Here is an 18800-nt window from a genome sequence, read left to right on the forward strand (position 1 = left end):
GAGGTTTGTCAGTCCGCTATCCGGGAGATTTTGATGGCTTTGGTGATCGAGGGCGAGGAACGCATCGCCGCACCCCTGCAAAAGGTGTGGGAAGCGCTGAACGACCCGGATGTTCTGAGACAAACCATTCCCGGCTGCCTAAGCCTCGAGAAAAGGTCGGACACCGAGATGGCAGCGACGGTGGTGCTGAAGATCGGACCGATCAAGGCGACGTTCAACGGCGAGGTGACGCTGAATAATCTCAACCCGCCGCATTCCTACACCATCCAGGGCGAAGGCAAGGGCGGCGTCGCCGGCTTCGCCAAGGGCGGCGCCGACGTCACGCTGACCGAAGACGGGCCGGAAACGACAGTGCTGAGATATGCGGCCAAGGCCGATGTCGGCGGCAAGATCGCCCAGCTCGGCAGCCGGTTGATCGAATCGACGTCGAAGAAACTTGCCGGGCAGTTTTTTTCGAGCTTTGGCGAGAAGGTCGGCGGCTCCCCTCCCCCTTGAGGACCCCTTGAGGGGAGGGTGGCCCGCAGGGCCGGGTGGGGTCCGCAGCGACGTGCTCCGTCTTTTTTAAGTTTAAGTTCGAAGGTCGAGGCGGTTGAGGCGACCCCCTCCCGCCGCGCTTCGCGCGGCACCCGCCCCTCAAGGGGGAGGGGTCACTCGAAGACGATGCTCGGCACCGCGGCTTCGGCCGCGCCGCGCTCTTCATTGACCCTGTCCCAGACCTTCGCGGCGATGTCGCGATAGATTTTCGCCTCGGCGCTATCGGGCTTCGAAACCACCACCGGCGTGCCAGCATCCGAGCTTTCGCGGATACCCATTTCAAGCGGCACTTCGCCGAGGAAGGTGACGCCGAGACGCTCGGCCTCGCGGCGCGCGCCGCCATGACCGAAAATGTCGTAGCGTTTCCCCGTATCGGGAGCGAGAAAATAACTCATATTCTCGACGATGCCCAACAGCGGCACGTCGACTTTCCTGAACATGTTGAGGCCTTTGCGCGCATCGATCAGGGCGAGGTCCTGTGGCGTCGAGACGATGACGGCGCCGGCCAGCGGCACTTGCTGGGCCATAGTCAGTTGCGCGTCGCCGGTGCCGGGCGGCATGTCGACGACGAGCACGTCGAGCGGGCCCCATTCGACCTCTCGCAGCATTTGCGTCAACGCCGACATCACCATCGGCCCGCGCCAGATCATCGGCGTCTCCTCATCGACGAGGAAGCCCATCGACATGACCTTGAGGCCATAATTCTGCATCGGCTTCAGGATCTTGCCGTCGATGGTCTGCGGCCGACCACGAATGTTGAGCAGACGCGGCATGGACGGGCCGTAAATATCGGCATCGAGCACGCCGACCCGCAACCCGTTGGCGGCAAGCCCAAGCGCGATATTGACGGCAGTGGTCGACTTGCCGACGCCGCCCTTGCCGGAAGCGACGGCGATGATCGCCTCGATGCCGGGCACGCCGCGCTTGCCCTGGCTGTGCGAGGCGGGTGCCTGCGGGGCGGGACGCGCAGGTGCAGCCGCCGGGGCGGGCCTCTGAGCAGGTCTTTGCGGAACCGGCGCCTCCATGCCGCCGCCCTTCTTTTCCGCCGTCAGCGCGACAACGGCGCCGGCGACACCGGGGATCGCCTTGACGACACGCTCGGCGGCGGCGCGCAACGGCTCCATCTCCTGGGCGCGGGCGGCGGGAACAGTGATCGAGAAGAACACCTTGGCATCGGCAATGAAAATCTCCGAAACCATGCCGAGATCGACAATGTTGCCGGTGAAGTCCGGTCCGTTGACCGTCTTCAGGCGCTCGATGACGATTTGCTTGGTGACGGGCATGGCAATTTTCCTGGGTGTTCGGCGCTTCAGATAGTGCAGTTTCCGACCAGAACCAAGTCGTGGAACAACGGTTGCCCGGTGTGACCGGGAAACCGGGTCCCGCGAACGGGCATTCCGGCGGGATGACCCTTCGCCGAACAGTCCATGCGACCTATTTCAGTGATCGCATAGGGAACGACAACCAGGGAAGGAGACGATCATGCTCGCCAACAGCAATGCGACGGCCAATCTCGCGGTGAAGGATTTGGCCAAGGCCAGGGCCTTCTATGAGGACATCTTGGGTTTGACGGAGATTCACAATGAGGGTGGCGAACTGATCGTCTATAAAAGCGGCGATACCAGCATCAACGTGTACCGTTCGAACTTCGCTGGGACCAACAAGGCGACGGCTGTGACCTGGATGGTCGGCGACGAGATAGACAATATCGTCAAGGCGTTGAAATCGAAGGGCGTCGCCTTCGAGCACTACGACATGCCCGGCCTGGCGCTGGAGGGCGATATCCATGTCGGCCAGGGCATGAAGGTCGCGTGGTTCAAGGATCCGGACGGCAACATCCTGAACCTGGTGGACAGGTAGGTTCGGCTGCGCTCAATGGGGGCGGCTGCAGACGCCGGCCCGTTCACATCACTTTGCCAGGCCGACCGCGAAGTAGGTAAGAGCCGCGATCGCGGCCGTGGCCGGCAGAGTGACGATCCAGGCGATGACGATGTTGCCGGCGATGCCCCAGCGAACGGCAGAGACGCGGCGGGCAGCACCGACGCCGATGATGGCGCCGGTGATCGTGTGGGTGGTCGACACCGGAATACCGAGCCAGGTGGCGGCGAACAGCGTGATCGCGCCACCGGTCTCGGCGCAGAACCCCTGCATCGGGTTCAGCCGGGTGATCTTCGAGCCCATCGTGTGGACGATGCGCCAGCCGCCGAGCAACGTGCCAAGCGCCAGCGCCGACTGACAGGTGATGACGACCCACAGCGGCACGTAAAAATTCGCGCCGAGCATGCCCTGCGAATAGAGCAGCACGGCAATGATGCCCATGGTCTTCTGCGCGTCGTTGCCGCCATGTCCGAGCGAATAGAGCGAGGCGGAAAAGAACTGCATGACGCGGAAGGTGCTGTCCACGGCGAACGGTGTCTGCCGCACGAACAACCAGGAGACCGCGAGGATCAAGACGAGCGCCAGCAGAAAGCCGGCCGCCGGCGATAGCACGATGGCCGCCGTCGTCTTGCCCAACCCGGCCCAGACGATGGCGCCGGTGCCTGCCTTGGCAACGCCGGCGCCGACCAGTCCGCCAATCAGCGCGTGCGAGCTGCTGGACGGAATGCCGACGAGCCAGGTGACGATATTCCAGACGATGGCGCCGACAAGTGCTGCGAAGATCACTGCCGGCGTGACGATGCTGGCGTCGATGATGCCGGTTCCCAGCGTCTCCGCGACGTGAAGACCGAAGAACATGAAGGCGATGAAATTGAAGAAGGCCGCCCAGAACACAGCATAGTGTGGCCTCAGCACGCGGGTGGAGACGATGGTGGCGATGGAGTTGGCGGCATCGTGCAGGCCGTTGAGGAAATCGAAGAACAGCGCGACGGCGACAAGGCCGACCAGCACGGGAAAGGCTATCGCGACTTCCACTAGACGTTCTCGATGATGATGCCGCTGATTTCATTGGCGACGTCCTCGAAGCGGTCGACCACCTTTTCCAGCTCGCCGTAGATCTCGCTGCCGATCAGATAGGCCATCGGGTCGCTGCGGCCGTGCCGTTTGAACAGGTCCTTCAGGCCCTGCTCGTGCAGGTCGTCTGCCCGGCCCTCCGCGCGCATAACCTCCTCGGCGATGGCGTTGAGGCGCACCGTATGCGCCCCGACCTTGCTGAGCAGCGGGATTGCCTCGGCCACCAACTTGGCGGCCTCGACGATGACGCTTCCCATTTCCTGCATCAGCGGGTCGAATTCTTTCTTTTCGAACAGCCTTACCGTCTTGACGGTCTTGTGCATCATGTCGATGGCATCATCCATCGACTGGATCAGGTCCTTGATGTCGCCGCGGTCGAAGGGCGTGATGAAGGAGCGGCGCACGGCCAGCAGCAATTCCGCGGTGATCTGATCGGCTTCGTCCTCGAGATCGATGATCGTCTGACACCAGCGGTCGACGTCGTTGCCCTGAAGAAGCTGCTGCAGGGCCTCGGCGCCACCGACCACGGTACGGGAATGCCGTTCGAACAGGTCGAAGAAGCGATCTTCGCGCGGCAAAAGCTTGCGGAACCAGCCCAGCATGTTTGACCTCCCGTGGTACCAGTGCATGACCCAGGTTCCATCCACATAGCGCCGCAGTTCGTCGCGGGAAACAGTAAGCCGGCTGAAAGATGTGGATGCGGGCGATTTGCACATGCGGCTTGCGGACGAAGACAATTTCCCCGACCTTGCGCGCTACGATCGGACACATGGTCCGTGACAGGCTCCCGACGGCATGATCGACAAGCTGGAATTCTTTATAGCACTTGCCAAGGAGGAGCATTTCGGCCGCGCGGCGGAGGTGTGCGGCGTCACCCAGCCGACGCTTTCGGCCGGCATCAAGCAGCTGGAGGGCCAGCTCGGCGTGATGCTGGTACTGCGCGGCTCGCGCTTCCAGGGGCTGACGCCGGAAGGCAAGCAGGTGCTGGTGTGGGCGCGCCGCATCGTCGGCGACACCCGCACCATGCGCGAGGAGATGCGGGCGGCGCGCCACGGCCTGTCGGGGCGCATCCGCATCGCGGCGATCCCGACAGCGCTGGCCATGGTGGCGCGATTGACGACGCCGTTTCGGGCAAAGCACCCCGGCGTCACCTTCTCGGTGCTGTCGCGGACCTCGATCGAGGTGCTGTCGCTGCTCGGCAATTTCGACATCGACGCCGGCATCACCTATCTCGACAACGAGCCGCTCGGACGCGTCACCAGCGTGCCGCTCTATGACGAGCGCTATCAGCTGATCACCGCGGTCGGGAACCCGTATTTTGACCGCGACAAAGTGACATGGGCCGAGCTCAGCCAGCTGCCGCTCTGCCTGCTGACGCCGGACATGCAGAACCGCCGCATCATCGACCAGCATCTGGCCGAAGCCGGCGTGCAGGTGCGGCCGACATTGGAATCCAATTCGATGATCGTGCTGTTTTCGCATATTCGTACCGGCAAATGGTCGTCGATCATGCCGCTTAACCTTGCGGAAACGTTCGGTTTTTCCGAGCCGATCCGGGCGATTCCGATCGTCGAGCCGGATGCCAGCCACACGGTCGGGCTGGTGGCGGCACCGCGCGAACCGCACACGCCGCTGGTCTCGGCGCTGTTGGACGAGGCGATGGCGCTGGCGGACGATTTCCGCGGCCGCCGCTAGGCTAGACAATGCTGGTGAACGCGATCGATAGAAGGTTTCTATCGAGCAACGGATCGGCTTTATTGATTTGGCGGGTTTCCTCTGATTTCCTAAGCACTTAGCGGAAGATCGCTACGACAGGGAGGGCGCTGCATGACGATGCAGCCTGCAAGTACCGAGATCGCATCGCGCACGGCGGCGATCATCCACGAGCTAAAAGGCCTCGAAGGCCCGCTGTTGCCCATCCTTCACGGCATCCAGGAAGAGTTCGGCTATGTGCCGCAGGACGCGCTGCCGGTCATCGCCGAGGCGCTGAACATCTCCAGGGCCGAGGTGCACGGCGTCGTCACCTTCTATCACGATTACCGCAGCCGGCCGGCCGGCCGGCATGTGCTGAAGCTCTGCCAGGCGGAAGCCTGCCAGTCGATGGGTTCGGATGCGATTGCCGCCAAGCTCAAATCATTGCTGGGCATCGGTTTCCACGAGACAACCCACGACGGTTCGGTGACGCTGGAGCCGGTCTATTGCCTCGGCCTTTGCGCCTGCTCGCCGTCGGCGATGCTGGACGGCGAGGTGATCGGGCGGCTGGACGACGAAAAGCTCAATGATATCGTTGCCGAGGTGCGCTCATGATCCCGCGTATCTACATTCCCGGCGATTCCGGCGCGCTGGCGCTGGGCGCGGAAAAGGTCGCCAAGGCGGTTCGTACGGAATTGGCCGAGCGCGGCATCGAGGCCAAGATCGTGCGCAACGGCTCGCGCGGCGCCTATTTCCTCGAGCCGATGGTCGAAGTGGCGACGGCCAATGGCCGTGTCGCCTATGGGCCGGTGAAGCCATCCGACGTCAAAAGCCTGTTCGACTGCGGCTTCCTCACCGGCGGCCATCACAAGCGCTGGCTGGGCGCACCGGACAAAATCCCGTTCCTGGCCAGACAGACGCGGCTGACCTTTGCGCGCTGCGGCGTCACCGATCCGCTGTCGCTCGATCACTACAAGGCGCATGACGGGCTGAAGGGCCTGCAGAATGCCGTGGCGATGACGCCGGCCGACATCGTCAGCCAGGTGACCGAGTCCGGCCTGCGCGGTCGCGGCGGCGCCGGCTTCCCGACCGGCATCAAATGGAAGACGGTGCTCGATACGTCGGCCGACCGCAAATACATCGTCTGCAATGCCGATGAAGGCGATTCCGGCACGTTCGCCGACCGCATGATCATGGAAGGCGACCCGTTCGTGCTGATCGAAGGCATGGCGATCGCCGGCATCGCCACCGGCGCGACCAAGGGCTTCATCTATATCCGCTCCGAATATCCGCATGCCGTGGCGGTGATGCAGAAGGCCGTCGAGATCGCCCGCAAGGCCGGCGTGCTCGGCGTCAATGTGCTCGGCTCGCCCAATTCATTCGACATGGAAGTCCGCGTCGGCGCCGGCGCCTATGTCTGCGGCGAGGAGACCGCGCTGCTCGACAGCCTCGAGGGCAAGCGCGGACAGGTGCGGGCCAAGCCGCCGCTGCCGGCGCATAAGGGCCTGTTCGGCAAGCCGACGGTGATCAACAATGTCATCTCGCTGGCCTCGGTGCCGGTGATCATGGACAAGGGCGCTGCCTACTACAAGGATTTCGGCATGGGCCGTTCGCGCGGCACCATCCCGATCCAGATTGCCGGCAACGTGAAGCATCCCGGTCTCTACGAGGCTGCGTTCGGCATGACGCTGGGTGAGATCATCGACGACATCGGCGGCGGCACGGCGACCGGGCGTCCGGTCAAAGCTGTGCAAGTGGGTGGCCCGCTCGGCGCTTATTTCCCGCGCGCGCTGTTCGACACGCCGTTCGACTACGAAGCGTTTGCCGCCAAGGACGGGCTGATCGGCCATGCCGGCATCGTCGTTTTTGACGACAGCGCCGACATGCTGAAGCAGGCACGCTTCGCCATGGAATTCTGCGCCATCGAGAGCTGCGGCAAGTGCACGCCCTGCCGCGTCGGCTCGACGCGCGGCGTCGAGGTGCTGGACCGGCTCGCCCAGAACGTCGAACCGGAAAAGCAGATCGCATTGGTCACCGACCTTTGCAACACGATGAAGTTCGGCTCGCTTTGCGCGCTGGGCGGCTTCACCCCATATCCGGTGATGAGTGCACTCAACCATTTTCCGGACGACTTTCGGCCGACGCCGGTCGCCGAAGCAGCGGAATAGGAGCGGACAGGCATGAACGCGGCATTCGACATCAAATCGCTGGTCCAGGAAATCGACTACGGCACACCCGCCTCTGAAGCCGAACAGCAGGTGACGCTGACCGTCGACGGCAAGTCGGTGACGGTGCCGGCGGGTACGTCGATCATGCGCGCTTCGATGGAAGCGGGCGTCGAAATCCCGAAACTGTGCGCAACCGACATGCTGGACTCGTTCGGCTCCTGCCGGGTCTGCCTCGTCGAGATCGACGGGCGCGGCGGCACGCCGGCCTCGTGCACGACGCCGGTCGGCGAAGGCATGGTCGTGCATACGCAGACCGACCGGCTGAACGCCATCCGCCGCGGCGTGATGGAGCTCTACGTCTCCGACCACCCGGTGGCGTGGGGCGAGACGGCCGGCACCGGCGCCAGCGAATTCGACAAGGTCGTCAGGACGGTCGGCCTGACCGAGAACCGCTACGGCGTGGACGGCCGCAACCACGTCATGCAAGAAAACGGCGTGGCGCCCGGCCATGGCTCGCTGACCATCGACTATATCGCCAGCGATGAATCGAACCCTTATTTCACCTACGATCCGGCGCAATGCATCGTGTGCTCGCGCTGCGTGCGCGCTTGCGAAGAGGTGCAGGGCACGTTCGCGCTGACCATCGAGGGCCGCGGCTTCGAATCCAGGGTCTCGGCCGGCATGCACGAGGCGTTCGTCGATTCCGAATGCGTGTCGTGCGGTGCCTGCGTGCAGGCCTGCCCGACTGATGCGCTGAGGGAAAAGACCGTGCTGGCGAAAGGCCTGCCCGAGCGTTCGACCGTCACCACCTGCGCCTATTGCGGCGTTGGCTGCTCATTCAAGGCCGAGGTCAAGGGCGACGAGGTCATTCGCATGATGCCCTACAAGGCGGGCAAGGCGAACCACGGCCACTCCTGCGTCAAGGGCCGCTTCGCCTATGGCTATGCGACGCACAAGGACCGGATCCTGAAACCGATGATCCGCGAGCGGGTCAGCGATCCGTGGCGCGAAGTGTCGTGGGAAGAGGCGCTCAGCCATACGGCGAACGAATTCCGCCGCATCCAGTACCAGTACGGCCGCACCTCGATCGGCGGCATCACCTCCTCGCGCTGCACCAACGAGGAGACCTACCTCGTCCAGAAGCTGGTCCGGCAGGGCTTCCGCAACAACAATGTCGACACCTGCGCCCGTGTCTGCCATTCGCCGACCGGCTATGGCCTCGGCCAGACCTTCGGCACCTCCGCCGGCACGCAAGATTTCGATTCGATCGAGCAGACGGACGTCATCCTGCTCATCGGCGCCAATCCGACCGATGCGCATCCGGTGTTCGCCTCGCGCATGAAAAAGCGCATGCGCCAGGGCGCCAAGCTGATCGTGCTCGATCCGCGCCGCACCGACATCGTGCGCTCGGCCCATGTCGAGGCGCAGTACCATCTGCCGCTGAAGCCGGGCACCAACGTCGCCATGCTGACCGCGCTTGCCCACGTCATCGTCACCGAAGGCCTGTTCGACGAGGCCTTCATCCGCGAGCGCTGCGACTGGGACGAGTTCCAGGACTGGGCGTCGTTCGTGGCACTGCCGGAAAACAGCCCGGAGGTCGTCGGCCAGCTTGCCAATGTCGATCCCGACGACATACGCGGCGCAGCGCGGCTCTACGCTCGCGGCGGCAACGGCGCGATCTATTACGGCCTCGGCGTGACCGAGCACAGCCAAGGCTCGACCACCGTCATCGCCATTGCCAACCTTGCCATGGCGACCGGCAATATCGGCCGGCCGGGCGTCGGCGTGAACCCGCTGCGCGGCCAGAACAATGTGCAGGGCTCCTGCGACATGGGTTCGTTCCCGCACGAGCTTCCCGGCTATCGTCATATTTCAGGCGACGCGGTGCGCGCGATCTATGAGAGCCTGTGGGGCGTCAAGCTCGACGAAGAGCCCGGCCTGCGCATCCCCAACATGCTGGACGCAGCCGTCGATGGTTCGTTCAAGGGCCTCTATGTGCAGGGCGAGGACATCCTGCAGTCGGACCCCGACACCAAGCATGTCGCCGCCGGCCTGGCGGCGATGGAATGCGTGGTGGTGCACGATCTCTTCCTCAACGAGACGGCCAACTACGCGCATGTCTTCCTGCCCGGCTCGACTTTCCTCGAGAAGGACGGCACCTTCACCAATGCCGAGCGCCGCATCAACATGGTGCGCAAGGTGATGGAGCCGAAATGCGGCTATGCCGACTGGGAAACGACGCAGGAGCTCGCCAAGGCGCTCGGCCTCGACTGGACCTACACGCATCCCTCCGAGATCATGGACGAGATCGCCAAGACCACGCCGAGCTTCGCCGGCGTTTCCTTCGACCTCCTCGACAGAGTGGGTTCGGTGCAGTGGCCCTGCAACGAGAAGTCGCCGGAAGGCACACCGATCATGCATATTGGCGGCTTCGTGCGCGGCAAGGGCAAGTTCATCCGCACCGAATATGTCGCGACCGACGAGAGGACCGGGCCGCGCTTCCCGCTGCTGCTGACCACCGGCCGCATTCTGTCGCAATACAATGTCGGCGCGCAGACCAGGCGCACCGACAACGTGGTCTGGCATAGCGAGGACCGACTGGAGATCCATCCGCATGACGCCGAAAATCGCGGCCTGCGCGACGGCGACTGGGTGCGGCTGACCAGCCGTTCCGGCGAGACGACGCTGCGCGCGCTGATCACCGATCGGGTGTCGCCGGGCGTGGTCTATACGACGTTCCACCATCCCGACACCCAGGCGAACGTCATCACCACCGACTTCTCCGACTGGGCGACCAACTGCCCGGAATACAAGGTGACGGCGGTGCAGGTCGGCGCGTCCAACGGCCCGTCGGAATGGCAGCGCGACTATGACGAGCAGGCAAAGCAAAGCCGACGCATCGCCTCGCTGGAAGCAGCGGAGTAACCTTGACCGCGCGCCGCAAAGCCATTGCGCAGATCTCGCGGCTGGCGCGCCGCGCCGGCGGCACTCAAGCCGCCAACCGGATGGTGCCGGAAGAGACGCCGGTGGCGTTCTCCTTTGCCGGCACCACGCACGCTGTGATGATGGCAAGCCCGGCCGATTTCGAGGATTTCGCGCTCGGCTTCTCGCTGACCGAAGGCATCATTGCGGCACCTGATGAGATCGAGGCGATCGAGGTCGAGGATCATGGCGCCGGTATCGACATCCAGATCCGGCTGAAGGACCAGGCCAACACCCGGTTCGAGTCGCGGCGGCGCAGGCTGGCCGGCCCGGTCGGCTGTGGGTTGTGCGGCATCGAATCGATCGAGGAGGCGATGCGCTCGGTCGATGCGGTCGGTGTGTCAAAGCTGACACTTCAGGCCGACGACATTGTCCGCTCGGTCAAGCTGCTGTCGAAGCTGCAGCCGCTGCATGCCGAGACCGGTGCCGTCCACGCCGCCGGTTTTTACGTCCCCGGCAAGGGCATCGTCATGGCGCGCGAGGATGTCGGCCGCCATAATGCGCTGGACAAGCTGGCCGGGGCGCTGGCCAGAGCCGGCATTGACGGCGCCAGCGGTGCCGTAGTCGTCACGTCGCGCGTTTCGGTCGAGATGGTGCAGAAAACGGCGGCGATCGGCGCGGCCGTCATCATTGCCGTCTCGGCGCCGACCGCGCTTGCCATCCGCACCGCGGACGACGCCGGCATGACGCTGGTGGCGCTGGTGCGCGGCGACGATTTCGATATTTTCACCCACCCTGACCGCGTGGTTTCCGGAGTTGCCAAGCATGTCGCATGACGAAGGCCACCTCATGAGCACCAGCGAGAAGCTGGTCCGCATGGCCAACCAGATCGCTGCCTTTTTCCACTCCAAGCCGCGCGAGCAAGGCATTGCCGGCGTCGCCGAGCACATCAACAAATTCTGGGAACCGAGGATGCGCCGGCAACTGTTCGAGATGCTGGACAGCGGGCGCGAGGGCTTCGACGAGCTTGTCGTCGCCGCCGCGCCCAGGATCAAGCGGCCGAGCCGCGCCTGAGGGCGCCGGTTTTAGCGTCGGCGGAGCGAAGACCGAGACCGCCGCGTCACAGAAGTAGCCGCCGCCGGCCTATATTCACTCGCTCTAAAGTTTCATCTGACGCAAGCCGCGCGCCTCTGCTATGATCGGCGATAAGAAATCGTCGGGTCGAGCGGACAAATCTCGTGAGGCCGATCGAAACTCGATACGCGCTTAGCGGCGACGTGCGGATCGCCTATCAGGTGGTCGGCCAGGGATCGTTCGATCTCGTCTTTGTGCCGGGCTTCATTTCCAATCTCGACCTGCACTGGGAAGACGAGGGCTACAGCCGGCTGTTGAAGCGGCTTTCGGCGTTCTCGCGCCTGATTCTGTTCGACAAGCGGGGCACCGGTCTGTCCGACCGCGTCGATGCCCACCACCTGCCCAGCCTTGAAACCCGCATGGACGACGTGCGCGCGGTGATGGATGCGGCCGGCAGCGGCCGCGCCGCCTTGCTTGGCGCTTCGGAAGGCGCGCCGATGGCAATGCTGTTCGCCGCCACCTACCCGGAGCGGACGCGGGCGCTGACGCTTTATGGCGGCTATGCGCATTTCCACAAATGGGTGATGCCGCCGGAACGCCTTGAGGCGTTCATCGCGACGGCGGAGACCGCATGGGGCACCGGCGCCACCCTGCCGCATTTCGCGCCCGGCCGCGTCGACGATCCGCGTTTCGCCACATGGTGGGCGCGCTTCGAGCGGCTGTCGGCGAGCCCGACCGCGGCAATCGCCCTGGCCCGCATGAATGCAGCTATCGACGTGCGCGGCGTGCTGGCGGCGATCAGCGCACCGACGCTGCTCATCCATCGCCGCAACGACGCGCGCGTCGACCCGGAGGCCAGCCGCTTCCTGGCAAGGAAGATCCCGAATTCGCGGCTGGTCGAGGTGGCCGGGCGCGACCACCCGATCTGGACCGGCGATATCGACCGGGTGGCCGATCTGATCGAGGAATTCCTGACCGGAGCGCGCGCCGTTGCCGAGGCCGAGCGCGTGCTGGCTGCACTGCTGGTCACCCGGATCTACGACACGGCGCGGCTTGGCGACCGCATGTGGAGCGAGCGCAGCCAGCGTTTTCAGGAAACATGGCGGCTGCTGGTCGGGCGCCATGGCGGCCGCCCGGCCGGCACGCATGGCGAGCTGATGATGGCGCGCTTCGACGGCCCGGCGCGGGCCGTACGCTGCGCGGCGGCGCTGCGCGATGCGGCGCAGGAGATCGGCGTCCTCAGCGCGCAGGGCGTGCATGTCGGCGAGGTCGAGTTGCGTGGGCCGCCGACGGGGTTGACGGCGCGCGTGACGATGCAGCTTGCCGCGCATGCCGGGCGCGGCGACATCCTCGCTTCGCGGCTGGTCGCCGACCTCGCCGCCGGTTCAGGCCTTCATTTCAATGACGCCGGGCGCATCGCGCTTGACGAGCTGGATGAGCCGCTGGCGCTGGTGCAGGCGACCTCGGAACAGCATCTGGAGCCGGCCTGCCGGCCGAAGGCCAAGGCTGCCGAGCCGGCCGCACTGACGGCGCGCGAAAGCGAGGTGGTGAACCTCATCGCCGATGGCAAGAGCAATGCCGCGATCGCCGCCGAACTCGGGCTGAGCGAACACACCGTCAAGCGCCACGTCGCCAATATTCTGCTCAAGCTGGACCTGCCGTCGCGGGCGGCGGCGGCGGCGTTCTCGGCCCGGCACGCTGGCCCGCACGGGCCATAGGAGCCATGGCGCTTTCGGGCGAAGCGGCCGGGCATGCGTAAGCGCTATCACTTCGTCCCATGCAGGCCAGGCGGATATCGCCGGGAAAGGCGCTGCGAAGGGAGGAATAAAATGCTGAAGTCGACACTCAAATCACTGGTGCTGGCGGCAGGCGTTGGCGCGCTGTTGGCGATCGTTCCTGCCAAGGCCGAAGACGCCTCGGCGACGGCTGCCTACAAGGACATCCAGGCAACGCTCGGCTCGGTACCGGACATGTTCAAGACGCTGCCGGACGTCGCCGTTGCCGGCGCCTGGGCCGAGATCAAGGGCGTGCAGCTCAACCCGAACACCGCGCTCGACGGCAAGACCAAGGAATTGATGGGCCTCGCCGTCGCCTCGCAGATCCCCTGCCAGTACTGCATCTATTTCCACACGCAGGCGGCCAAGCTCAATGGCGCCAGCGACGAGGAGATCAAGGAGGCCGTGGCGATGGCGGCGATCGTGCGACACTGGTCGACGATGCTCAACGGCAGCCAGGTCGACTTCACCGCCTTCAAGAAGCAGTCCGATGAGGTGTTCGCGGCCGTCAAGGCCAAGTCGCAGTGAAAGACCACTGCCCGGCGGCGAGCGCCGGGCGGTTCTGATCAATTGAACGCCCGGTGAAGACGGGCCAATGGAGGATAAAATGCTGACCAAGACACAGACGGTAGACGGTGCGGCGATCAAGAAGGCGATCGAGGGCCGTGACGGAAAATTGCTGTCGAGCTTCTATGCCGACGATGCATTGGTGCGGGTGATCGACCGCAACAACCCGCCGAGCAAGCCGCGTGAAATCCACGGACGCGCGGCGATCACCACGTTCTGGGACGACATCTGCAGCCGGGCGATGACCCACAAGGTCGACACCACCATCGCCGACGGCAACAGTCTCGCCTTCACCCAGGCCTGCTCCTATCCGGACGGGACCAAGGTGTTCTGCGCGGCGATGCTGGAGTTGAAGAACGGCCTCATCGCACGGCAGACGGTCGTGCAGGCCTGGGACGAGTGAGGCGGCCATGTTCAGCGCCAGATGGCAGATCGACGCCAGGTTCGGGCACAAGCAGACCGTGCTCGACCTGTTGAAAAAATGGGAACGCGAGATCGGCTCGCAGGTCGGTCTCGACGACCTCAAGTTCCAGATCATGACCGGATCGATCGGCGCGCGGGAGGCGACGATCGAGTCCCACCACCAGGTCGAGAGCCTCGCCCAGCTGGAAGAGTTCTTCGCCAGGATCGGCAAGATCGACGCGCACGCCAAATGGGGCAAGGAGATGGAGCCCTATGTCGTGTCGGGCACCAGCCTATGGAACATCTACCGCATCGTGGAATAGCTGTCCGGCCATCTCCCTTCTCCCCGTCACTTACGGGGAGAAGGTGGCGGCAGCCGGATGAGGGGCAGCGCCCACATCTACAATTACGGAGAGCAACCCCTACTCGCTCTCGCCGTCCAGCGCCGGCACCGACACGCCGGCAAGCTCGGCCGCGAGCAGCCGCGACGCACTGGCGCGTGCGATCCGCAGCATCAGCGCCTTGCGCGTCGCCGCTGCCATGCGGTGCTCGGGCGCATCGCGCAAAATCTCGGCACCGTAGCCGTCGGAGAGAATGAAGCCGCACTCCTCCGGAAAGATCTCCTGGGGTACGCCGGGATGGGTGGCGAAGAAGAAGCGGTCGGAATGCAGCCGGTAGTCAGGCCATTTGCGGTCGACCCTGAAATCCTCGACCGAGGATTTGATCTCGATGATCCAAATGTCGCCGTGGCGGGTCAGCGCGACGAGATCGGCGCGCCGGCCGGTGGCCAGCGACAGTTCGGGCAAGACATGCGCGCCCATATCCCTGAGCAGCCGCTGCACGCCGCGCCTGACCAGCATGGCGCGCTCCGACTGGCGGCCGTCGATGAGCGGATTGAGGGGAATCGGTGAGATGATCGGCATGGCGGCACCATGCCAGATTTTGTTCACGATTTGAACCTGTTTTTGATGGGCGATTACGCACTTTACAAACACGGCGATGTGCCTGATACCTTGAATCCACAGTAGGAATCCGGGTTATGAGTGTCCTTTTCGAGCCACACTTCCACAACGAAGAAGCTGCTTTCGAACGGCTGGAGACGGGCAAGAAGGCCCGTTAGGCAATGGCTGAGTCACAATGAGCGTCGTGAGCGGTGTGGTGCTTTGTACGTCTTCTGTTGAAGATCGATCGAGCCCGAACGGCCTGCCCATTCTCTTCGAGAGCATACAGGAATGGCTGGCAGAGCGCGCCCCCTTCCAACAACTTAACAGCGTCGAGGATAGCTTTGGCGGCAGCAAGCACCCGCAAATGTTTGTAGCCGGTGGTGGCTTCAACCATTTCCCTGAAGACGATTTTGCGGCCTACGTGATGTTGTTGCCTTGGCAAAACCCAGAAAACGTTGTGCTGGTGATCGAGCCCGAAGAAGGGCCTACCCGTGTCTTCAGGCCTTCCTGTTTGTAAAGTACATAATTGCCTTTTGAGAAACGATAGAGGCCCACCCTACCCCAAGGCGGGCCGCTCGCGTTAGCAATGCAATTCCTACGGGTGAGGGGAGCTATGTTTTCGCGAGGCGTCGCCGTTGATCTAATATTCACCGCTGCAGGCCCGATAGTGGTCGCAGCTTAATCAAAAAGGTGGCGAAGCGTGGTTACTGAGAATGCAAGTTTGACGGTCGAGCAGACTAGGCTCAATAGGATGCTCACTCGGGGCATCGTATTTTCCGTTGTTTGGCTTGCCGGTTTCGGGTCTTCTTATGCGCTTTACCAGGGGCTTCTGGCGCGACGGATGATAAAAATGAATCCCATGCTTCGGGGAAATGGCCGCGCCTGGTGGTGCATCATTGTGGGGGGCTTGGGGCCGCAGCCTTATGTGCGATAGTTGGCGCCGGCATTTTCAACGCCATGACACAACCCTAGGTCAAACATCGCCTGCCGATCCGGTGTTGGGTCCATATTGATATGGAGGTCCCGTTCAATGAGTGCATAAATGCGTTTGGTCTCACCCCGCGCGCCCTGCCTATGAGGGCGGTACTCCGGACGAAGATCGTGCGGACTTTTCCGGCGATTATCTGTTCGACAAACCCAAAGACGAATAGGAATATGGTCCTCGACCGGCCGGCATCAACATTTTAAGATGCGTCTATAATTGATTACAGCGGAACAAATCAGCGCCGGTGGGCTGGCTGGAGGTCTGAGTGGGAATTGAACCCACTACGTCGGTTTTGCAGACCGATGCGTCACCGTCCCGCCCTCAGACCTCGGTGCCTCTATGCCCAATCCATCAGCGCAGTCAACCCGTCGATGCCAGGATACCCAGCCGTCGCCGAAGCACGCTTGTCACCAGCCGTCCGCCACCCGCATATCCTCCAAAATCGGGCAGTCGGGCCTGTCGTCGCCGTGACATGCGTAGATATTCGACTTTTAACTAGCCGGCATCATGCCCTCCAGGGCAATGATCCTGGTCTTTGCGGAGCGTTCGCGGATGGCTTTGAGCCGGCCGTATTCTGGAGAGTCGTACCATGCCATGAGGGAGGCCATATCCGGGAATTCGACGATGACGAGGCGATGAGGCTCCCAGTCGCCTTCCAGCACTTTGGTGGGTCCGCCACGAGCGATATATCTTCCTCCGTAGCGCGCTTCGGTTGCCGGCACTTCCCTGCGGTATTCCTCGAAAACGGCGGCGTCGGTTATGGCGACATCAGCAATAAGATATGCTGCCATTGATCTTACTCCCTCAAGGAGGGGATTGAAGCACGTCCATTAGCATTCCCGCAACTAAGCCGGCCGAACTACCCAGCCTAGGGGATGGCCGGCCGTATATTTTTGACACACCGGCTCGGAAACGACTCGCGTTCCCCCGGATCGCGGCGCTTACTATGTCTTCGTGGGGGGCAGCTCTGGGAGGAGACGAACCATGCCGATGTATCTCACGCAATTCAGCTACGAGCCCGGAACCTGGGCGCGCTTGATCGAAAACCCCGAGGACAGACGCGAGGCTGCCCGTTCCTACATCGAGTCGGTCGGCGGAAAGCTGCACGGCTTCTGGTACGCCTTCGGAGAGCACGATGGCTGGAATCTGTGGGAGGCGCCGGACAATGTGTCCATGGCATCTGTCATGCTTGCCATTGGTGCGGGAGGCGCGCTCAGCTCATACCAGACCACCGTGCTGTTAAGTGTCGAAGAGACGATGGAAGCCCTTGGGAGGGCGAAGTCGATCCGGTATCGCCCACCGGGATCATAAGGACGCCTTGCGGCTTTGCCGAGTTTCGAGGCATAGCCGCCGGCCGCGCCCTGCTGCATCGTGAATTCGTCGACGCGGTTCTACGCCGCCGCCGAAGCACTCTTCTCGCCGGCCGGCGCCGCCCGCGCAATATCCTCCAAAATCGGGCAGTCCGGCCTGTCGTCGCCGTGGCAGGCGTGGATCAGCTTCTGCAGGGTTGCCCGCATCGACTGCAGCTCACGTATCTTGTCCTCGATTGCCGTGACATGCGCGGCGGCGATCTCGCGGACGTCGTGGCTGGCGCGGCTGCGATCCTGGTAGAGCGCCATCAGCTGGCGGCAGTCGTCGATGGAAAAACCGAGATTGCGGGCGCGGCGCAGAAACGCCAACCGGTGGATGTCATCGCCCGAATAGTCGCGGTAACCGTTGTTGGCACGCGCAGGCGAGATCAGGCCGATCTCCTCGTAGTAACGGATGGTCTTGGCCGGCAGGCCAGAACGCTGGGCAGCGTCACCGACATTCATGGTGATTTCCTCGTCTGCTGGTTCTTGTTCTTGGCCCATTGATTTTGCAGCATAATCCTGCGGGGGCTGTTGCCGAAATGCCATAGTCGCTGGTTTACCGGCACGCAAGCCCATGGATATAGGCATCGCCCGCTTGGCAAGCAAAGCAAATGCCAGCATGAATGAAGATGAAAAAGCGGCCGACTCGAGCCGCTGTTGTTTGGGCAGGGCATCGGACCTTTTCATGCGCATGAAGTCACTTGCAATCGTCGCGGCCCTGGCGCTGTCGACGGCTGTCGCCGGTTGCAGCACCATCGGCTCGCAGATCTTCACCAACGACTATGGCGCGGTGACCGATGCCGGCTATCACCTGCCGCGCATCCCCATCGAAAAGGTGCCGTTCAAATACCGCCGGCAGATCGTCGACTACGACACCAAGGAAAAGCCGGGCACCATCATCGTCGATACGCAGAACAAATTCCTCTACTTCGTCATGGGCGACGGCGAGGCGATGCGCTACGGCATCGGCGTCGGCCGTGAGGGTTTCGAGTGGCACGGCACCGCCCATATCGCGCTGAAGCGCGAATGGCCGACCTGGACGCCGCCTTCGCAGATGATCAGGCGCCAGCCGGAGCTGGCCAAATTTGCCAGCGGCATGGATCCGGGACTGAAGAACCCGCTCGGCGCGCGCGCCATGTACCTGTTCAACAAGGGCGGCGATATGGGCTACCGCCTGCATGGCAGCCCGGAATGGAATTCGATCGGCAAGGCGATGTCGTCGGGCTGCATCCGGCTGATGAACCAGGACATTATCGACCTCTACGACCGCACCTCGGTCGGCGCCAAGGTCATCGTCTTATAAAACTATCCTTACGCGGACCGTCTAGGCAACACAGACGTCGCAAACAGAAAACCGGGCACTTGGCCCGGTTTTTTGTTTTTTGCCGTTTGTATTTGGAAGCGCGGAAACCGCGTCAGGCTGTCGGCGGAGC

21 protein-coding genes and 1 tRNA gene are annotated in these 18800 nt (G+C 63.3%); 15 read left to right on the plus strand and 7 right to left on the minus strand.

Going from position 1 to position 18800, the window contains the following annotated elements; genetic code table 11:
- The first annotated feature begins 33 nt into the window (after positions 1-33).
- The gene (locus tag NKI85_RS04680; RefSeq protein ID WP_352522662.1) at positions 34-495 is read left to right on the plus strand and encodes an SRPBCC family protein; all 462 of its coding nucleotides are present in this window, start codon (positions 34-36) and stop codon (positions 493-495) included.
- A 152-nt stretch (positions 496-647) separates the two neighbouring features.
- Here the strand turns inward: NKI85_RS04680 and NKI85_RS04685 are convergent, their stop codons facing one another.
- A complete protein-coding gene (locus NKI85_RS04685; RefSeq protein WP_352522661.1) occupies positions 648-1817 on the minus strand; it encodes an Mrp/NBP35 family ATP-binding protein in 1170 nt (389 codons plus the stop codon).
- A gap of 199 nt (positions 1818-2016) precedes the next feature.
- Here NKI85_RS04685 and NKI85_RS04690 point away from each other — a divergent pair, with 199 nt between their 5' ends.
- Complete coding sequence (locus NKI85_RS04690) at positions 2017-2394, plus strand: VOC family protein (protein WP_352522660.1); 378 nt, start codon at positions 2017-2019, stop codon at positions 2392-2394.
- A 48-nt stretch (positions 2395-2442) separates the two neighbouring features.
- Here NKI85_RS04690 and NKI85_RS04695 read toward each other — a convergent pair whose 3' ends face one another.
- A complete protein-coding gene (locus NKI85_RS04695; RefSeq protein ID WP_352522659.1) occupies positions 2443-3447 on the minus strand; it encodes an inorganic phosphate transporter in 1005 nt (334 codons plus the stop codon).
- Positions 3447-4088 (minus strand): DUF47 family protein, encoded by a 642-nt coding sequence (locus tag NKI85_RS04700; RefSeq protein ID WP_352522658.1) that lies wholly within the window; start codon positions 4086-4088, stop codon positions 3447-3449. Before NKI85_RS04700 ends, NKI85_RS04695 begins: the two co-directional genes overlap by 1 nt.
- 193 nt (positions 4089-4281) lie before the next feature.
- Here NKI85_RS04700 and NKI85_RS04705 point away from each other — a divergent pair, with 193 nt between their 5' ends.
- The 10 genes from NKI85_RS04705 to NKI85_RS04750 all read left to right on the plus strand — a co-directional run bounded on the left by NKI85_RS04705 (position 4282) and on the right by NKI85_RS04750 (position 14409).
- Entirely contained in the window at positions 4282-5181 is a 900-nt protein-coding gene (locus tag NKI85_RS04705; RefSeq protein ID WP_352522657.1) for a LysR family transcriptional regulator, read from the plus strand.
- A gap of 132 nt (positions 5182-5313) precedes the next feature.
- Complete coding sequence (locus NKI85_RS04710) at positions 5314-5793, plus strand: formate dehydrogenase subunit gamma (RefSeq protein WP_352522656.1); 480 nt, start codon at positions 5314-5316, stop codon at positions 5791-5793.
- Entirely contained in the window at positions 5790-7346 is a 1557-nt protein-coding gene (locus NKI85_RS04715) for a formate dehydrogenase beta subunit (RefSeq protein ID WP_352522655.1), read from the plus strand. Before NKI85_RS04710 ends, NKI85_RS04715 begins: the two co-directional genes overlap by 4 nt.
- A 12-nt stretch (positions 7347-7358) precedes the next feature.
- Complete coding sequence (fdhF, locus tag NKI85_RS04720; protein ID WP_352776260.1) at positions 7359-10271, plus strand: formate dehydrogenase subunit alpha; 2913 nt, start codon at positions 7359-7361, stop codon at positions 10269-10271.
- A 2-nt stretch (positions 10272-10273) separates the two neighbouring features.
- A complete protein-coding gene (gene fdhD, locus NKI85_RS04725; protein ID WP_352522653.1) occupies positions 10274-11104 on the plus strand; it encodes a formate dehydrogenase accessory sulfurtransferase FdhD in 831 nt (276 codons plus the stop codon).
- Entirely contained in the window at positions 11094-11342 is a 249-nt protein-coding gene (locus tag NKI85_RS04730; protein ID WP_352522652.1) for a formate dehydrogenase subunit delta, read from the plus strand. The genes fdhD and NKI85_RS04730 overlap by 11 nt, the downstream gene beginning before the upstream one ends.
- Positions 11343-11506: 164 nt before the next feature.
- Positions 11507-13060 carry an alpha/beta fold hydrolase gene (locus NKI85_RS04735; RefSeq protein WP_352522651.1) on the plus strand — a complete coding sequence of 518 codons (1554 nt, stop codon included), beginning with the start codon at positions 11507-11509 and terminating at the stop codon, positions 13058-13060.
- 111 nt (positions 13061-13171) lie between these two features.
- Positions 13172-13645 (plus strand): carboxymuconolactone decarboxylase family protein, encoded by a 474-nt coding sequence (locus NKI85_RS04740; protein WP_352522650.1) that lies wholly within the window; start codon positions 13172-13174, stop codon positions 13643-13645.
- Positions 13646-13724: 79 nt separating this feature from the next.
- Entirely contained in the window at positions 13725-14087 is a 363-nt protein-coding gene (locus tag NKI85_RS04745; protein ID WP_352522649.1) for a nuclear transport factor 2 family protein, read from the plus strand.
- Positions 14088-14094: 7 nt separating this feature from the next.
- A complete protein-coding gene (locus NKI85_RS04750; RefSeq protein WP_352522648.1) occupies positions 14095-14409 on the plus strand; it encodes a hypothetical protein in 315 nt (104 codons plus the stop codon).
- A gap of 99 nt (positions 14410-14508) precedes the next feature.
- Here the strand turns inward: NKI85_RS04750 and NKI85_RS04755 are convergent, their stop codons facing one another.
- On the minus strand, positions 14509-15009 hold the full coding sequence (locus tag NKI85_RS04755; RefSeq protein WP_352776387.1) for an MmcB family DNA repair protein: 501 nt from the start codon (positions 15007-15009) through the stop codon (positions 14509-14511).
- Positions 15010-15223: 214 nt separating this feature from the next.
- Here NKI85_RS04755 and NKI85_RS04760 point away from each other — a divergent pair, with 214 nt between their 5' ends.
- Positions 15224-15547 carry a hypothetical protein gene (locus NKI85_RS04760; RefSeq protein WP_352522647.1) on the plus strand — a complete coding sequence of 108 codons (324 nt, stop codon included), beginning with the start codon at positions 15224-15226 and terminating at the stop codon, positions 15545-15547.
- A 722-nt stretch (positions 15548-16269) separates the two neighbouring features.
- On the opposite strand, the gene NKI85_RS04765 is transcribed toward NKI85_RS04760, so the two are convergent.
- Together NKI85_RS04765 and NKI85_RS04770 are read right to left on the minus strand one after the other, a co-directional pair.
- Positions 16270-16343: transfer RNA gene (locus NKI85_RS04765), tRNA-Cys, on the minus strand.
- Positions 16344-16506: 163 nt separating this feature from the next.
- Positions 16507-16806: a DUF1330 domain-containing protein gene (locus NKI85_RS04770; RefSeq protein ID WP_352522646.1), complete on the minus strand. Its 300-nt coding sequence runs from the start codon at positions 16804-16806 to the stop codon at positions 16507-16509.
- A 193-nt stretch (positions 16807-16999) separates the two neighbouring features.
- Between NKI85_RS04770 and NKI85_RS04775 the strand changes: the two genes are divergently transcribed.
- Entirely contained in the window at positions 17000-17326 is a 327-nt protein-coding gene (locus NKI85_RS04775) for a GYD domain-containing protein (protein WP_352522645.1), read from the plus strand.
- Between the two features lie 80 nt (positions 17327-17406).
- Here the strand turns inward: NKI85_RS04775 and cueR are convergent, their stop codons facing one another.
- On the minus strand, positions 17407-17829 hold the full coding sequence (cueR, locus tag NKI85_RS04780) for a Cu(I)-responsive transcriptional regulator (protein ID WP_352522644.1): 423 nt from the start codon (positions 17827-17829) through the stop codon (positions 17407-17409).
- 223 nt (positions 17830-18052) lie between these two features.
- Here cueR and NKI85_RS04785 point away from each other — a divergent pair, with 223 nt between their 5' ends.
- Positions 18053-18670 carry a L,D-transpeptidase gene (locus tag NKI85_RS04785; protein WP_352522643.1) on the plus strand — a complete coding sequence of 206 codons (618 nt, stop codon included), beginning with the start codon at positions 18053-18055 and terminating at the stop codon, positions 18668-18670.
- The last annotated feature ends 130 nt before the right edge of the window (positions 18671-18800 follow it).

The organism is Mesorhizobium sp. M0571 (assembly GCF_040320985.1).
In the GTDB taxonomy this organism is placed as follows: domain Bacteria; phylum Pseudomonadota; class Alphaproteobacteria; order Rhizobiales; family Rhizobiaceae; genus Mesorhizobium.

Coding starts and splice junctions, on each gene's coding strand:
- NKI85_RS04680 (WP_352522662.1), top strand. CDS start 34: ATGGCTTTGGTGATCGAGGGCGAGGAACGCATCGCCGCACCCCTGCAA.
- NKI85_RS04685 (WP_352522661.1), bottom strand. CDS start 1,817: ATGCCCGTCACCAAGCAAATCGTCATCGAGCGCCTGAAGACGGTCAAC.
- NKI85_RS04690 (WP_352522660.1), top strand. CDS start 2,017: ATGCTCGCCAACAGCAATGCGACGGCCAATCTCGCGGTGAAGGATTTG.
- NKI85_RS04700 (WP_352522658.1), bottom strand. CDS start 4,088: ATGCTGGGCTGGTTCCGCAAGCTTTTGCCGCGCGAAGATCGCTTCTTC.
- NKI85_RS04705 (WP_352522657.1), top strand. CDS start 4,282: ATGATCGACAAGCTGGAATTCTTTATAGCACTTGCCAAGGAGGAGCAT.
- NKI85_RS04710 (WP_352522656.1), top strand. CDS start 5,314: ATGACGATGCAGCCTGCAAGTACCGAGATCGCATCGCGCACGGCGGCG.
- NKI85_RS04715 (WP_352522655.1), top strand. CDS start 5,790: ATGATCCCGCGTATCTACATTCCCGGCGATTCCGGCGCGCTGGCGCTG.
- fdhF (WP_352776260.1), top strand. CDS start 7,359: ATGAACGCGGCATTCGACATCAAATCGCTGGTCCAGGAAATCGACTAC.
- NKI85_RS04730 (WP_352522652.1), top strand. CDS start 11,094: ATGTCGCATGACGAAGGCCACCTCATGAGCACCAGCGAGAAGCTGGTC.
- NKI85_RS04740 (WP_352522650.1), top strand. CDS start 13,172: ATGCTGAAGTCGACACTCAAATCACTGGTGCTGGCGGCAGGCGTTGGC.
- NKI85_RS04745 (WP_352522649.1), top strand. CDS start 13,725: ATGCTGACCAAGACACAGACGGTAGACGGTGCGGCGATCAAGAAGGCG.
- NKI85_RS04750 (WP_352522648.1), top strand. CDS start 14,095: ATGTTCAGCGCCAGATGGCAGATCGACGCCAGGTTCGGGCACAAGCAG.
- NKI85_RS04755 (WP_352776387.1), bottom strand. CDS start 15,009: ATGCCGATCATCTCACCGATTCCCCTCAATCCGCTCATCGACGGCCGC.
- NKI85_RS04760 (WP_352522647.1), top strand. CDS start 15,224: ATGAGCGTCGTGAGCGGTGTGGTGCTTTGTACGTCTTCTGTTGAAGAT.
- NKI85_RS04770 (WP_352522646.1), bottom strand. CDS start 16,806: ATGGCAGCATATCTTATTGCTGATGTCGCCATAACCGACGCCGCCGTT.
- NKI85_RS04775 (WP_352522645.1), top strand. CDS start 17,000: ATGCCGATGTATCTCACGCAATTCAGCTACGAGCCCGGAACCTGGGCG.
- cueR (WP_352522644.1), bottom strand. CDS start 17,829: ATGAATGTCGGTGACGCTGCCCAGCGTTCTGGCCTGCCGGCCAAGACC.
- NKI85_RS04785 (WP_352522643.1), top strand. CDS start 18,053: ATGCGCATGAAGTCACTTGCAATCGTCGCGGCCCTGGCGCTGTCGACG.